This is a genomic window from Paenibacillus oryzisoli (genome assembly GCF_050467285.1).
Classification (GTDB): domain Bacteria; phylum Bacillota; class Bacilli; order Paenibacillales; family NBRC-103111; genus Paenibacillus_E; species Paenibacillus_E oryzisoli_A.
The window spans coordinates 741,246-755,210 of sequence record NZ_JBCMUN010000006.1; the positions used below are offsets into that span (position 1 = coordinate 741,246).

At 52.9% G+C, this 13,965-nt stretch carries 12 protein-coding genes; 6 read left to right on the forward strand and 6 right to left on the reverse strand.

Annotation, left to right across the window (positions count from 1 at the left end):
- Position 1 precedes the first annotated feature (1 nt).
- Positions 2-415, reverse strand: coding sequence for a MerR family transcriptional regulator (locus tag ABE504_RS12015; protein ID WP_430088434.1), 414 nt, complete (start codon positions 413-415; stop codon positions 2-4).
- 111 nt (positions 416-526) lie between these two features.
- Between ABE504_RS12015 and ABE504_RS12020 the strand changes: the two genes are divergently transcribed.
- A complete protein-coding gene (locus ABE504_RS12020) occupies positions 527-1,357 on the forward strand; it encodes an SDR family oxidoreductase (RefSeq protein ID WP_430088436.1) in 831 nt (276 codons plus the stop codon).
- A gap of 172 nt (positions 1,358-1,529) precedes the next feature.
- Positions 1,530-1,997, forward strand: coding sequence for a DUF2975 domain-containing protein (locus ABE504_RS12025; protein WP_430088438.1), 468 nt, complete (start codon positions 1,530-1,532; stop codon positions 1,995-1,997).
- A gap of 300 nt (positions 1,998-2,297) precedes the next feature.
- On the opposite strand, the gene ABE504_RS12030 is transcribed toward ABE504_RS12025, so the two are convergent.
- Entirely contained in the window at positions 2,298-3,125 is an 828-nt protein-coding gene (locus ABE504_RS12030; protein WP_430088440.1) for a helix-turn-helix domain-containing protein, read from the reverse strand.
- Between the two features lie 15 nt (positions 3,126-3,140).
- Positions 3,141-3,800, reverse strand: a complete 660-nt coding sequence (locus ABE504_RS12035) for a TetR/AcrR family transcriptional regulator (RefSeq protein ID WP_430088442.1) — start codon at positions 3,798-3,800, stop codon at positions 3,141-3,143.
- Between the two features lie 143 nt (positions 3,801-3,943).
- Between ABE504_RS12035 and ABE504_RS12040 the strand changes: the two genes are divergently transcribed.
- A complete protein-coding gene (locus ABE504_RS12040) occupies positions 3,944-5,443 on the forward strand; it encodes an MDR family MFS transporter (protein WP_430088444.1) in 1,500 nt (499 codons plus the stop codon).
- A 122-nt stretch (positions 5,444-5,565) separates the two neighbouring features.
- Complete coding sequence (locus ABE504_RS12045; RefSeq protein WP_430088445.1) at positions 5,566-6,411, forward strand: RNA ligase family protein; 846 nt, start codon at positions 5,566-5,568, stop codon at positions 6,409-6,411.
- Between the two features lie 71 nt (positions 6,412-6,482).
- Here the strand turns inward: ABE504_RS12045 and ABE504_RS12050 are convergent, their stop codons facing one another.
- From ABE504_RS12050 to ABE504_RS12060, 3 genes are all read right to left on the reverse strand, one after another.
- Entirely contained in the window at positions 6,483-6,692 is a 210-nt protein-coding gene (locus ABE504_RS12050; RefSeq protein ID WP_430088447.1) for a small, acid-soluble spore protein, alpha/beta type, read from the reverse strand.
- 81 nt (positions 6,693-6,773) lie between these two features.
- Positions 6,774-9,725, reverse strand: coding sequence for a DEAD/DEAH box helicase (locus ABE504_RS12055; RefSeq protein ID WP_430088702.1), 2,952 nt, complete (start codon positions 9,723-9,725; stop codon positions 6,774-6,776).
- Between the two features lie 5 nt (positions 9,726-9,730).
- A complete protein-coding gene (locus ABE504_RS12060; protein ID WP_430088449.1) occupies positions 9,731-11,299 on the reverse strand; it encodes a hypothetical protein in 1,569 nt (522 codons plus the stop codon).
- Positions 11,300-11,430: 131 nt separating this feature from the next.
- Here ABE504_RS12060 and ABE504_RS12065 point away from each other — a divergent pair, with 131 nt between their 5' ends.
- Together ABE504_RS12065 and ABE504_RS12070 are read left to right on the forward strand one after the other, a co-directional pair.
- On the forward strand, positions 11,431-13,182 hold the full coding sequence (locus ABE504_RS12065; protein WP_430088451.1) for a sensor histidine kinase: 1,752 nt from the start codon (positions 11,431-11,433) through the stop codon (positions 13,180-13,182).
- Between the two features lie 4 nt (positions 13,183-13,186).
- Complete coding sequence (locus tag ABE504_RS12070) at positions 13,187-13,936, forward strand: response regulator transcription factor (protein WP_430088453.1); 750 nt, start codon at positions 13,187-13,189, stop codon at positions 13,934-13,936.
- The last annotated feature ends 29 nt before the right edge of the window (positions 13,937-13,965 follow it).

Consider the following 13,965-nt stretch of genomic DNA (forward strand, 5'->3'; position numbering starts at 1 on the left):
CCTAGTGAGGGGAGACGGCCTTTCTAGCTTTGAACATCGTTTCAGCTTGTTGCGGATCGGTCATTAAGAGCTTCCTGTAGGCAATCATCCATTCCAACGTCTCGAGAATTTGGTCATATTCGGCTTTTTTCTGCACAATCTCAGCTTTCTTTTGCTCGATCCAATCAATGATCTGCTGGTGAGTTTTCGTGTTGGTATCGCTATCCTGAAAAATCTCTTTTAACTCGGCCAGCGAGCACCCGAGGCCTTGAAATTTCTTGATCATTTGTAGGCGCTCTACGGCTTCGTCGGAGTAATTGCGGTAGATATTTTTCTCCCGCTGCACATGGCGACTGTCGAATAGGCCCTCCTTTTCATAAAAACGGATCGTATGAACGGACAAACCCATTTTTACCGCTAATTCTTGAATTTTCATCTCGATTTCTCCTCAGAATGACTTGCTTTAGAGTTCACTCTATAGTTTATGCTGTAATTGTTCGATTCATCAACCCCAATTGCGTGGGAATACTTTGTAGGAGTGATTATTATGCGTATTTTTGTAACCGGAGCAACCGGCTATATCGGTTCCGAAGTTGTTCGTGAGTTGTTAGCGGGAGGTCATCAGGTTCTGGGTCTTACCCGTTCTGACAACGGTGCCGCCCAACTGGAGAAGGTCGGTGCAGAAGCTCACCGCGGTACGCTCGATGATCTTGACAGCCTTCGGCGCGGCGCCGCTGCTGCAGATGGTGTCATTCATCTGGCGTTTATACATGATTTTTCGAATTTTGCAGAATCGCTTGCTATGGATCTGCGTGCCGTAGAAGCAATGGGAGCCGTGCTCCAAGGCACAGGCAAACCATTCGTTATTACGGCTCACGCCAATGGGATTGCCTCTGAAAATGCGGTAATTGGACTGGCTGAACGCGGAGTACGGACATCCATTGTGTCACTTGCGCCATCGGTGCATGGGGAGCAGGATAAGGGGTTTGTACCTCAATTGATCCACACCGCCCGCATGAAGGGATTCTCCGCGTACATCGACGATGGAGCCAATCGTTGGCCGGCCGTTCATCGCCTGGATGCGGCAACCCTGTACCGTCTGGCTGTAGAAGCGGCCCCGGCAGGTTCGCGGCTGGACGGTGTCGGCGATGAAGGTATCCCATTCCGCGACATTGCAGCTACTATCGGGCGGCACCTGAATCTGCCAGTGGTCAGCATCTCCCGTGAGGAGGCAGAAGCTCATTTTGGTTTTCTTGGCGTCCTGGCTGCACTTGATATTCCTAGGTCGAGTGCACAGACGCAGGATCTGCTCGGCTGGCGGCCTGTACAGCTTGGTCTGCTTGAAGACCTTGAACAAGGGCATTATTTTAAAAAATAATGGACTTTGCTTGAGAGTATTTCTTTTTAAAGAAATGCTCTTATTTTTTTGCTTAAATTCAGAGAATAGATTTGTAACAATAATAATATAATTAATAACAACATGTATTTATTGTAAAACGATAAATAATATGATAAGATCATGCTGTTATTAAATAAGTGAGGTGATTTCAATGAATGTTAGACGAGGCTCAACCACGTTCTTAAAGGTAATTATTTTTCTGGCTGGGATTGGCGTTCTTGCTTTATGCATCTGGCTGCCTGGGATAAGCGTTAAAGATGCAAAGGTACATCCAGATACGGCTTACTTCCTCATCCCCTTTTTAATATGTTCATACGGATTCTGTACTGCGGTTTCTGTTGCGTTGTATCAAGCCTATAAACTGTTAACCTACATCGAAAAAAACAATGCTTTCTCGGACCTAGCCCTTAAATCCTTGCAGATCATAAAGAAATGTGCTTTTGCCGTTATTATTCTCATTGTGATAGCAATCGTAAGTTTAAGGGTGCTCGCTTCAGTTACGGACAGTGATGATGCAGCGGGGCCTACCTCCTTATGTCTGATGGGCATTCTAGCAACAAGTATATTCGCAGCCGCTGTGGACGCGCTTCAAAAGCCATTAAAAAAAGCTCCGATCTAAGTAGAGAAGAGGATTTCGCTTTCCAGACTCGCGGCCAGTCCAACTGATGCGGATTCAGCCTGCGCAGGTGGAATTTGCGCGTTCATTCATTAAATAAGCGACAGCCCAAGGCTGCCGCTATTTCTATTTTCAAGCCAGTCTAAACGTTTGGCCAGAATGTGTCCGGTGCCGATCTTGCACGGATGATGAGGATCGAGAAGACCTGTATGATTCTGCCCAAATCGCGCACTGACGTTCCGCTCGCTATCTATTATCCCGATAACCTGGATCCCACCGCGTTCTACCGCACCGAACGACCCTCTACCGCGGCCGCAGCTCCCGGAACCCGGTTGGTTTAAAACCCGTATGCTCCTTGAACATCCGCGAAAAATACGACAGCTCCATCCCGAACGACTCGGCAATTTGCGAGACGCTCAGCTCCGTCGTGAGCAGCAGTTCTTTGGCTTTTTCCGCGCGAAGGTGGTTCATATAGTGAATTGGGGAATACCCCGTGAATTGTTTGAAAGCGTTGATAAAATAGTTCGGATGATAGTGCGTAATCTGCGCCAATTCCTCGATCGACACCTGCTCAGACAGATGGGCAGCCATGTAGTCGAGCACATTGTTCATTTTCTCGTAGGTCGGGGTGCTGCCGATGCTCAGCTTCATCGATGAGCTTTGTTCGATATAATCGGCGATCAAATCGAGCAGCGCCGCATGAAGCCGGAGTTCCGATGTCATGGCGTTGTCTTTTCTCCAAGTGATCAAGTGTTCAAATTTCTCTTTGCACAGTTCGAGCGCTTTCACTTCGATAAACGGCGATACTTGCAAAATCTGAAAAAGATCCAAGTCGCCAATCTTGGCGCTGAAATGGCACCAATATTTCCCGAAGGTGTCATCGCTGATCGTACCGTAAGCCTGATCGCTGCCGGCAGGCAAGAGGTAGAGCTCGCCCGGCTTGGGATAGAAAACTTGCTTGCCAACCCGGACGAATCCCTCGCCTTCCATAATCAAATACAGGCGATTAAACGGGCATGCGGGGTTTTCGTCGTTCCAAGACCGCGAAACTTTGGTGTAAGAGGCGTAGGTAACGTCGAGCTTCGCTTGAGCGATATATTTTTTCCAGAAAATTTGCTGATAGGAATTCATATCTCTGCGCCTCCGTCATAACCCTTTCACAAACAGCCGGCAAATCCCGTCAATGAAGGATTCCTTGGTGTAACCCAAGTTGTTTTTGTGGAACAGATAAGGCTCGGGCATAAGCGAAAGGAGGATGATATTGGCCGTGAGCGTAACATCGAGCGGTTCGATATCTCCTTGGGCGACCGCTCGCTCGAGTAAAGGGACAATGAGCCCGTGCAGCCGGACAAAAAAAGGCTTTTGCAAAATCGTATGATGCCGCTTATCGGCGGCGTGCATGGAGCTAATCATCGCTAGCGGTGAAACATGCTTATCGACGAAAGTGATGAAGTCCCGCAAACAGGTTTCAAGAACGGCAAGTCCGCGATCATCAGGGCCCAGCGAGCCGTAACGCTCCTCCATTTCACCGACAAATTGCTGCGTTGTCGATTTAATCAAATCGCTGCAAATATCGCCGATATGCGGGTATCGCCGGTAAAGCGTCCCCTGACCGACGCCGGATTCTTTGGCTATCTGGTGCATGGTAACGGATTCTAGATCTTGAGTCGTAAGAAGTGTACGCGCGGCGCTCAATATGCGCTGTCGGTATTCGTGATCGCGGATTTCCCTGCGGCCGCCGGGGGTAGCATTCGGTTGGCCCGATTCAGGTGTAGGTTGTGTGTTTGGATCATCGGGTTGTTTCATACCTGGCTCCTCCTGATGTGTAAAATCAACAATAAAAAATTCATTTGACATTGCGGACAATTGTCCCGTATTATGAGTTAGCGGACAATTGTCCGTAAACATTGTAACACGAGACGATAGAGATTGTCTAAGGAGGAGTTCGGATGAGTCAAACCGCGCCAACCGGCAGCTCAGAGCCGGAGTTTAAAATTACGAGCATCATCGTCCCGCTTATCGCTATTATTGTGGGAATTTTCATGGTTATTCTGGATACGACCGCGATGAACGTTGCGCTATCCAAGCTGGTTGTCGATTTCAAAACGGATCTGCCGACGATTCAGTGGGCGGTGACGGGGTATATGCTGGCTTCAGCGGCGGTTATTCCGCTCGCGGGCTGGTTATCGGACCGTTTTGGAGCGAAAAATGTTTTCTTGACCTCGGTACTGCTGTTCACAATCGCGTCCGCCTTATGCGCGACGCCAAACAGCGCGGAAATGCTGATTTTCTTCCGGATTCTGCAAGGTCTCGGCGGTGGCTTTGTCATGCCGGTGGCGATGGCCTATGTGTATCGCTTGAGCCCGCCAAACAAAATCGGGCAAGTCATGGGCATGCTTGGCGTGCCAATTCTGCTGGCGCCGGCAATCGGTCCGGTGCTGTCCGGCTGGCTGGTTGAATATCATTCCTGGCATTGGATTTTTATCATTAACTTGCCTGTCGGCATCGTGAGTTTTGTGTTCGGCATGTGGAAGCTGCCGATCGCGCCGCGCAAGCCGGTCGCAGGCTTCGACCTTCCGGGCATGATCCTGGGGCCGATCGCTTTTGCCGCTCTATCCTACGGCATTACGCAAGGTGCGGGGAGCTGGACGTCCACGAAAACATTGACTGGACTCATCGTTGGCGGACTCGCCTTAATCGCGTTCGTTATCGTTGAATTGCGTGCGAAAATCCCGCTTCTGGAGCTGCGCGTTTTCAAATCCGTAGACTTTTCGTTCGGTATTTTCGTTCAGTGGGTCGTGCAGTTCAGCCTCTTCGGCGCGATCTTCCTGCTGCCGCAGTTCTTGCAGCAAGCGCGGGGCTACGGTGCCTTTGACACCGGGCTGTCACTGTTCCCGCAGGCGCTAGCTTCGGCATTTATGATGCCGATTGGCGGTTATTTATACGATAAAATCGGCGTTCGCTGGCTCGTCGTTATCGGCCTGAGCTTAGTGTCCGGCGCGATTTTCCAATACTCGCATGTCAGTGCGACAACGGAAGGCCACGACCTTATTTTGCCGCTGATTATGGCGGGCGCAGGCATGGGACTCATGATGATGCCGATCAACTCGCATCTGATTCAGAAAGCGCCGCAAGACCTCGTCAGCCGCGTCACCTCGCTCACCAGTGCGATGCAGCAAGTTATCAGCTCCTTTGCCGTTGCGATTGTCGTGACGATTCTAACGGCCAAAGTTACGGCCGAGATCAAAGCGCAGAAGCTGGCGGTAACCTCGCCGGCCGATATGCAAAAAGCGATGCTGACTGTCGCGCCGGACGCTTTTGGCCAGACGTTCCATATCATGCTGTTCGTGGCGATCTGTGGAGCGGTCCTCGGATTATTCCTGCGCCGCGGTCGAAAAGCGAAGAGCGAAGAAGTTCGCTCAGACGTTGCATTTGAAGGAATGCACTAATCCAAACCGCATACGCATAGTCGAAAAGCCTCCGGTTAAGGAGGCTTTTCACTTTTTTACCTTCAAGTTCCTATAGGCACATCCCGCTGCGTACAGTATCATGGAAGCTAGGGTGATCATACATGTTCATTGCTCCTATGAAGCCTTATGAAGCGAAAAACAATAAACCTTTTAACAGTAAACATCATATTGCCGAGCAGAAGCTCGACGGCGTTAGAGTTATCGTGTCCCAAATGGATAGGCTTTATGTTTACACGAAAAATCAGGAGCTCATTACGCACAAATTCCCAGAGCTGCTGCAATGTCCACTTCCAGAAGGAACGGTATTGGATGGGGAGCTGATGGTCCTCGACGATCAGGGCAAACCGGATTTTGAGGCGATGACGGCGAGGTATTATTCCCGTAAAAATTTGCGTCCGGTCGTGTTTTATGCTTTCGATATTTTACGATATAAGGGTATCGATGTGACGCATTTGCCGCTGCTGAAACGGAAACAATACTTGGACGAAGCTTTCACAGAGACTGCAAGTTACAAAAAAATTCCCATATACGAAGGTTCAACTACAAGCTATTTCGAGGAAATATGCAAGCAGGGGCTTGAAGGTATTGTCATCAAGTCCATCAAGGATAATTCCGTCTACCAACAAGGAAAACGCTCTCAAGCTTGGCAAAAGGTGACGAACTGGACGCATGCGGACGTATATGTCTCCGGGTATCGCAAAAACAATTTTGCCTTGCTTGCATCGATCGACGGACCGAACGGGGATAAATTGCCGGTAGGCGTTATTGAGCACGGCGTAAAACCGGAGCATCGGCTTGCGATTGAGCAGGTAAAAGGCAGGCTCGTCTATAAGGAAGACGAACATTTTGCTTATATGGAGCCGGTTATCATGGCCAGCATCAAAACAAAAGCATGGAGCCGAAGCGGCAGGCTGCGCTCACCGGTGTTCGAAGCATTTGTGATCTAAAAAGAAAAAGACTGGATTCTGCCTCGTGTGAGGTGAGATCCCGTCTTTTTCTTTTTATGTAGCCTTCGAGCCTAGCGGCGGAAGCCGTTCAATTGCTGTTCGGCGATTTGCACAAGGCGCTTCGTGATTTGACCACCGATGGAGCCGGTGTCACGCGTTGCCATGTAACCGTAGTAACCGTCTTGCGGCAGTGCGATACCGAGTTCTTGCGCCACTTCGTACTTCATTTGCTCTAGAGCTGCTCTTGCTTCTTGCACGACTAATTGTTTGCTTCTAGCCATGGGTTATCACTCCTTAAGGAAGGGTATGGGAGTAGTTTGCGGAGGTATTGGATTATTATGCATGCCCTCCCAAAAAATTTTCTACCACGTCCGCCGAAGTGTAAACAAGTCTTGCAATTCCTCATTGGAAAGCTCTGTAATCCAGCCCTCGGAAGAGGAAATGACATTCTCGCTGAGACTCATCTTATTCTCCAGCATTTCGTCGATTCGCTCTTCCAGCGTGCCGAGAGAGATGAATTTGTGCACCTGGACATTTTTCTTCTGACCCATCCGATAAGCCCGGTCGGTCGCTTGGTTCTCAACAGCCGGATTCCACCACCGGTCAAAATGGAACACATGATTCGCGGCGGTCAGATTGAGGCCGACACCGCCGGCTTTCAACGACAGCACGAAAATGCCGGGACCCGGCCCTACGCCGTCAAATGCCTGAAATGACTCAATCATCCCATCTCGCGCCTGTTTGGGCGTAGAGCCGTTCAAGTAGAGCACCGGCTCGCCGCGCTGCGCACTGAGCAGATTCGCCAGCATGCGGCCCATGCCGACGTACTGGGTAAAGATGAGGCAAGAGTCGCCTTCATCGCGCAGCTCGTCGACCATCGTGACGAGCCGCTCCAGCTTGGCGGAGCGTCCGATGAGCATCTCGCGGATCTCCTCGGAGAGCTGTGTGCTCTCCACAATCTCCAGCTCCTTCGACAGCAGCACTGGATGGTCGCACAGCTGCTTGAGCTGCGTCAACGCGCCGAGAATGGCGCCTTTGCGCTCCATGCCCTCGAGCTGCTTCATGCGTGACATGAGATCCTTCACGGTCTGTTCGTACATCGCACCTTGCTCGGCCGTGAGGTTGATGTAGACCTTGTTCTCCAGCTTATCCGGCAGATCGAGCTGGATGGCCGGGTCTTTTTTCTTGCGACGCAGCATAAACGGTTTGATGAACTGCTGAAGCTGCGCGGTGCGCTCCATATCCTGATGCTTCTCGATCGGCGTCGCGAAGCGCTGTTGAAAGCCGCGCTGACTGCCGAGGAAGCCGGGATTCATAAAATCGTAGATTGACCACAGCTCCGACAACCGGTTCTCGATCGGCGTGCCTGTCAGCGCAATGCGATGCAGGGCGCTGAGCGAGCGGATTGCTGCGGACTGCTTGTTGGCGGCGTTTTTAATGTTTTGCGCTTCGTCGAGACAAAGTGAGCTCCACGTGTACGCTTGGAGCGTTTCCTGATCGAGCAGCGCCGTTGTGTAGGACGTCAGCACAATATCGGTGTGTTGGAGAGCTTCAGTTAGCTCGTCACCGCCCATCCGCGATTTGCCGTAATGGAGCATGACGCGGAGCTCTGGCGCGAAGCGGGCGAGCTCCTTCTGCCAATTGCCCAGCACGGAAGTCGGGCAGACAAGAAGGGCAGGCTGCTCCGACAGCGGCTTATGATGGAGCAGATACGTAATGAACTGAACCGTTTTCCCGAGCCCCATATCGTCGGCTAGACAAGCGCCGAGACCGGACTGCCGCATATAGCTGAGCCAGGTGAAGCCCTGGCGCTGGTAGCCGCGCAGTTCAGCCCGCAGGCCTTCAGGAACAGGCAATTCAGGAATGTCGGATGGCTGCGCAAGCTGCCGCATGAGCTTGAGCAGATGCGCGTTCAGCTCAACTTCGAGCTCCACGCGATCGTCGTCCTCGTCCGATTCTTCCGACTCCTCTTTTCTGCCGGACGCACGCCGCTCAGCAGCTTGCTCCTTCTCCAGCTCGCTGAGCAGATGCAGCTGCAAAATGTCCTGCAGCGACAGGCCTTCGGCCGGGTCGACGCTCGACATAAGCCGGCGGATCTGCTCCAGCAGCGCCGGGTCGAGGTAGATCCACTCGCCGCGGAAGCGGACCAGCCGCTCGTTCCGTTCGAGCAAGCTCATAAACTCGGCTTCGCTGAGCGAGTTCTCGCCGATGGCGACGCGCCAGTCGAAGCTGACGAGCGCGTTCATCCCGAACAGCGACTCGCCGCCCCCGCCGCTGCCGGCGCCTTCAGCAAGCCGCGCACTCAGCCGCAGCTTGCGCTTGGACGCTGCTTCCCACCAGCCGGGAAGCAGCACGTTCCAGCCGTCCTCCAGGAGCTGACGGCTGTCGGTGGTCAAGAAGGACCACGCCGAATCGTCGGTTAACGTGGTCCCGAGCAGGACGCCGCGGCTCGTCAAGCCGGGCAGCGCCGCGTCCAGCCGAGCCGCCCAGCCCGGGGCCCGCTCGGCGACGAAAGGCTCCCAGGCGTCATCCCAGTCGCCTGTTGCCTGCCCGTCCTCCTGTAAGCGGACGGGGATCATGAACGAGCCGTCTTGTCTGTCCGTCAGGACAAGACGGAGGCGCCATGCCGGATCTTCGTCATCCGGCTCCAGCAATTGCAGGGCCGGACGGAACGGCGCGATGTCTGGCCGCCAACCCATGGCGGCAAGCCATTCCCCTTCGGTGATGGCTTCCGCCGACAGCCCCGGCGCTGTGCGGAACAGCGCCGGATAGTCGCGGCGCAAGTCTCCGAGCGCCGCGTCCGAGGCATAGTGCCGCTGCTTGACGGCAGCGGAGAAGAGCGCGCGCAGCCCGGAGAAGCTGTCGCCAAGGCCCTCCAGTCGGCTGAGCGCCACCCAGTCGACGCCTTCGAACACTTCGGCGCGGCCATCCCACGTCCACGCAAGCTCACCGCGCCGGTACGCATCGAAGCTCGGCAGGTAGCTGCCTTCCTCGGCGGCGCGCAGCAGCAACGGCGCCAGCTCGAGGAGCTGCTGGCCAGTCTCCGTCGCCATGTGCCATTCGGCGATTTCCAGGAAGTTCGGCGCTGCGAAGTAAGGCAGCGCCATTTCCGCCGGCAGGACGACCAAGCTAAGGTCGCCGGCCGTCGTGATCTCCAGCGTCGTGCCGTAATAAGACGGCGCATGCCAGGCAAAGAGCAGCCGTGTGAGCTGCTCGCCGCCGATGTCGCGTCCGTCTTTTTCGCCCCAAATGAGGGCGTCGCCGCGATCGGTCAATGTGACGGAAAGCGAGAGGGTGTGTAAATACGAGAGCATCGTCGTCATTCCAGCAGCTTTCCTTTCTTCAGTTCCTCTTGCAAGGCGCGCAGACGGCTGTGCCGCTGAACAAAGCCGGCGAAGAATGCCTCCCAGCGCTCCGGCTGCTTCATTTTTTTATACACCTTGTCCAGCCGTTTCAGCAGCTTCACCGCCGCTTTATAATCATGCCTGTTCTTAAGCCGAACGTACTGCTCAATCGCTTGATGATAGTAGGGAAGCAGCAGCTCCGGCGACTCCTTCTCAATCGGCTGCAGCATGCTGACGCGGTGTTCGAGCGGATTGTGCCCCTGCATGATTTGCAGCTCGATCCACAGCTTCCATTTGCCCTGCTCATGGAGAAGGCTTTCGATGACCCGGTAGGAAAGCGGCAGCAGCGTCTCTAAGGCCCGCCACATGGCATCTTCCGCTTGGGGCAAATGTTCGGCGGCAAGCTTCCAGTACGCGATAAGCGTATTCAGCTCATCCAGCCGTTTTCTTGAAAAAAATGGCGTCAACTGCCGCAGCCAGTCCGTTAAATCCGACCATTGCTGATGGATCGTGAAAAACGCGAGAAACGGCTGGTACACGGAGCTGCTCGCGGTCTCGAAGGAAGGATGCCGGGCAAGCTTCTTCCAGGCTTCGTCCGAATGCCCCAGCCATGTCAGTACATAGGCGTGGGCTGCGACGCTGGACAGATTGGCGTTCGCTTCGCTAATTTGCGCCAAAGCGGCGGCTTCCGTCTGCGCCAGCTTTTCTTGTTCCTGTCCGGGGAGCAGCTCGGCAACTCCTGCGCACATCGCGGCATAGACGATAAAGTGCTGATTGCGCTTGTCGCTTTCCCGCTCAATCCCCGCACGTAAATACGCCAGTGTATCCTCAAGCCGTTTGCTGTCCTGGGCCAGACCTTGTTGATGCTCCGGAAGCTCAAGCCACTGGCTCAGATGATCGAGCACCCAATAAATCGTAGAGGATGTGTAAAAGGTGACGCTTAATTCATACTGCTGTTCTGCAAGCTTTCGCAGGATAAAAAGCTGCTGATGCAGCTCCCAATACAGCCTGTCTGATGCGCTGAAAGCAATGTCTGTTTGCTGCAAGCCCGCCAAGCGGACTCGCAGCTCTTCCACATAGCGCCCTTGATCATAGGAAGGTTTAATCGTTTGGGTGTACCCGTCCATAAATTGCTGCCAGCCGCTGACTGGCAGTTCCGGCAGCTTTTCCGCGCCGCTGCCTTCAGCCGCTTGGGCCGCCATGCGCTTCAATTGAATCTTGGCATTTACGACTTGCGAAGCCGGATAGCCGTATCGGTCGCCGAGCGCCATAAGGGCGGCGGCCAAGTGCTTGCAGCCTCTTGCAGCCGGACAACTGCAGACAGCAATCGTAGGTCTGTTCACATCGAGTTCTACCTTGCACTTTTCTCCAAATTCCTCGACAGTTGCTTCCAGCAAGCCGTAATCGGAGAGACGCAGGGAATCGACCATGCCTTGCTTGTAGAAATGAAACCCGCGGCTGAGCGTGACTTCAGAATAAGTTTCGGCGACATACCGAAGGATGCCAGCCCATCGTTCGTCATTAAGTATAGTTGCTGCTTGCATCGGAAGGCTCCTTTGCCATTTACGATTGAATATCTCTCTAGTATAAATAGCCGCCGCCATCTTGTAAATTTCCTAGTCCCCACTTATACTTTGTCTACTAAACTTAACTTGTGAGGAAAGCAGGGACTGGGTTGAAATTGAATAGACGGCCGTTCGTATCGCTCAGGATGAAGTTTCTCGTTTTATTTTGCTTTATGATAACGCTGCCATTTCTGTTCAGCGGTTATTTGACCTACCAGAAATACTCGTCCAACGTAGAACGGGACGCGAAGACGTATTCCGATCAGCTTACCGATCAAGTGAATATCAATCTGGAGCGTTACATTCGCGAGATTGAGCGAATTACGATCTCCCTGTATTACGATCCGAGCTTTGTCCGCATTTTGGAGTCCCACAGCGCCAAACAAGGGAACGTGTACGCAACGATTGACGAAAGATCCAAAATGAATCAATTGATCTCGTCGCTTATCATTGATCGGACGGAGCTGGAGGGTGTTTACATTTTCGCGCTCGACGGGACGCTGTTCAGCAATTTGTCCGAGACGATTTCATCCAACTGGCTCTCGGAGGGTTCCAAATGGATGGATTCCGTGAAGCAGAAGGACGGGGGGCTCGTCATTTTGCCGCCGGTGCAGTGGAATTATTATATGGGCAAGCCCAAGGAGGCGCTGTCCTTTGCGCGGCTGATCAAGAACCCCGTGACCAATACGACCATCGGCTATGTCAAGGTGGATTTGACGTCGATCGGGTTTGAGAAAATTTTATCTACGGTTAAAATGTCCAAAACGAGCAAGCTGTATATTTTTAATCAAAATTATCAGCGGATCTATCCGTTCAATGACGAGTCCTCTTCGCCGACGTACGCAGAGATTGTCGATCTGAACACTTCGGATATGCTGAAAAGCGTTGCGACAACCCCTGTCGGTGGGCTTACAATCGTCAGTACGATCCCGAAGAACGACCTGCTGACGGATGCGCGGCAGTTGACCAGTTTTACACTCTGGATTTCCGCTTTTTCGTTAATTTTCGCGTTTGTTGCTGCGGTATTCACCTCCAACCGTTTCGTGAAGCCGATTCTCCATTTGCAGCGCAAGATGCGTCGGGTGCAAAACGGCGATTTTCAGGAGCGGGCAACGGTTCATTCCAACGATGAGATCGGCCTGCTGACCGAAGGCTTCAATACGATGGTGTCGCGTCTGGATACGACGATTAAGGAAGTGTACGAGCTGAAGCTGCGCGAGAAGGATTCTGAGCTGAATGCGCTGCAGAGCCAGATTAACCCGCATTTTCTGTACAACACGCTGGAGTCCATCAATATGGTCGCGGTCAAGGAGCGCAATCACGATCTCTCGCAGGTGATCACGAGTCTTGGCAAGCTGCTGCGCTATACGGTCAACAAGCAGGAGCGGTTCGTGTATTTAAAAGATGAGCTGAGCTTTGTGCAAAACTATCTCAACATCCAGAGCTTCCGCCTGGAGGAGGGGCTGCGCACCGAGATTCATGTGGATTTTTCCCATGAGTTTGCCATGGTGCCGAAGCTGCTTCTGCAGCCGTTGGTGGAAAATGCGATTGAGCATGGGATGGGCAGCGAGCCATTTACGATTCAGATTACGTCGAGAGCGGAAGGTTCTGACTTGTTCATCTATGTGTCTGACAACGGATGCGGCATCTCGCCGGAGCGGCGCAAGCTGATCGAGCAGCGCCTTTACGGACCGGAGCGGCAGGCGAAGCCAACCGGAGAGCAGAAGGCCAAAGGGTTTGCGCTCCGAAACATTCATCAGCGGCTGGTCATTTTGTACGGGGAGCCTTATGGCTTAACGATTGAGGATACGAAGGAAGGCGCGTCGTTCTGTATACGAATGCCTTTCCAGTGGGAGGAATAACGACATGAACATTTTACTCGTAGAAGATGAGATGAAGATTCGGCAAGGCTTGCGCAAAATCGTCGAGGATGTTATTCCCGGCGGTCTGCGCATTACGGAAGCGGGGAACGGTCGGGAAGCGCTGGACTGGCTGCGCACGCAGGAACGTGTCGATCTTGTCATTACAGACATTCGCATGGGCGAAATGAACGGCATCGAGCTGATCAAGCGTACAAAAGAAACCCATCCCGACACGCCGTTCGTTATTATTTCCGGATACGATGAGTTCGGCTACGCGAGAGAAGCACTGCGCTACGGTGTGCGTGATTATTTGCTAAAACCGATCGAGCGAGTAGAACTGGCCAGCGTATTGCAAAAAATTACCGACCAACGTCATGCCGCGCTTGGCGGAGGTGCTGCAGGCGGCAGCGGGGGTGAACAGCCGCAGGATGAGAAGGACAAGCTGATGATCCGCCGCGTGAAGGAGCTGGTTATCCATCATTTGAACCAGGACATTTCGCTGCAATTTCTGGCGGAGCGCGTCTATTTACATCCGAAGTATTTATCGGATATGTTCAAGCGCGAGACCGGGCAGAATCTGTCTGATTATGTGACGGGCCGGCGGATGGAGAAGGCGCGAAAGCTGCTTAAGGAAACAACGCTCAAGGTGGCAGAGGTGGCCATGATGTGCGGCTTTGCCAATCATAAATATTTTGCTTCGCTGTTCAAACAGCAGACCGGCTGCACGCCGACGGAGTTCAGAGACCAGAAATGACCTTACGATTTTGAACCATTTATGGAATT

What these genes read in the sequence shown, in the direction of transcription:
- ABE504_RS12015 (WP_430088434.1), bottom strand. Translation starts at nt 415, where the DNA reads ATGAAAATTCAAGAATTAGCGGTAAAAATGGGTTTGTCCGTTCATACG.
- ABE504_RS12020 (WP_430088436.1), top strand. Translation starts at nt 527, where the DNA reads ATGCGTATTTTTGTAACCGGAGCAACCGGCTATATCGGTTCCGAAGTT.
- ABE504_RS12025 (WP_430088438.1), top strand. Translation starts at nt 1,530, where the DNA reads ATGAATGTTAGACGAGGCTCAACCACGTTCTTAAAGGTAATTATTTTT.
- ABE504_RS12030 (WP_430088440.1), bottom strand. Translation starts at nt 3,125, where the DNA reads ATGAATTCCTATCAGCAAATTTTCTGGAAAAAATATATCGCTCAAGCG.
- ABE504_RS12035 (WP_430088442.1), bottom strand. Translation starts at nt 3,800, where the DNA reads ATGAAACAACCCGATGATCCAAACACACAACCTACACCTGAATCGGGC.
- ABE504_RS12040 (WP_430088444.1), top strand. Translation starts at nt 3,944, where the DNA reads ATGAGTCAAACCGCGCCAACCGGCAGCTCAGAGCCGGAGTTTAAAATT.
- ABE504_RS12045 (WP_430088445.1), top strand. Translation starts at nt 5,566, where the DNA reads ATGTTCATTGCTCCTATGAAGCCTTATGAAGCGAAAAACAATAAACCT.
- ABE504_RS12050 (WP_430088447.1), bottom strand. Translation starts at nt 6,692, where the DNA reads ATGGCTAGAAGCAAACAATTAGTCGTGCAAGAAGCAAGAGCAGCTCTA.
- ABE504_RS12055 (WP_430088702.1), bottom strand. Translation starts at nt 9,725, where the DNA reads ATGCTCTCGTATTTACACACCCTCTCGCTTTCCGTCACATTGACCGAT.
- ABE504_RS12060 (WP_430088449.1), bottom strand. Translation starts at nt 11,299, where the DNA reads ATGCAAGCAGCAACTATACTTAATGACGAACGATGGGCTGGCATCCTT.
- ABE504_RS12070 (WP_430088453.1), top strand. Translation starts at nt 13,187, where the DNA reads ATGAACATTTTACTCGTAGAAGATGAGATGAAGATTCGGCAAGGCTTG.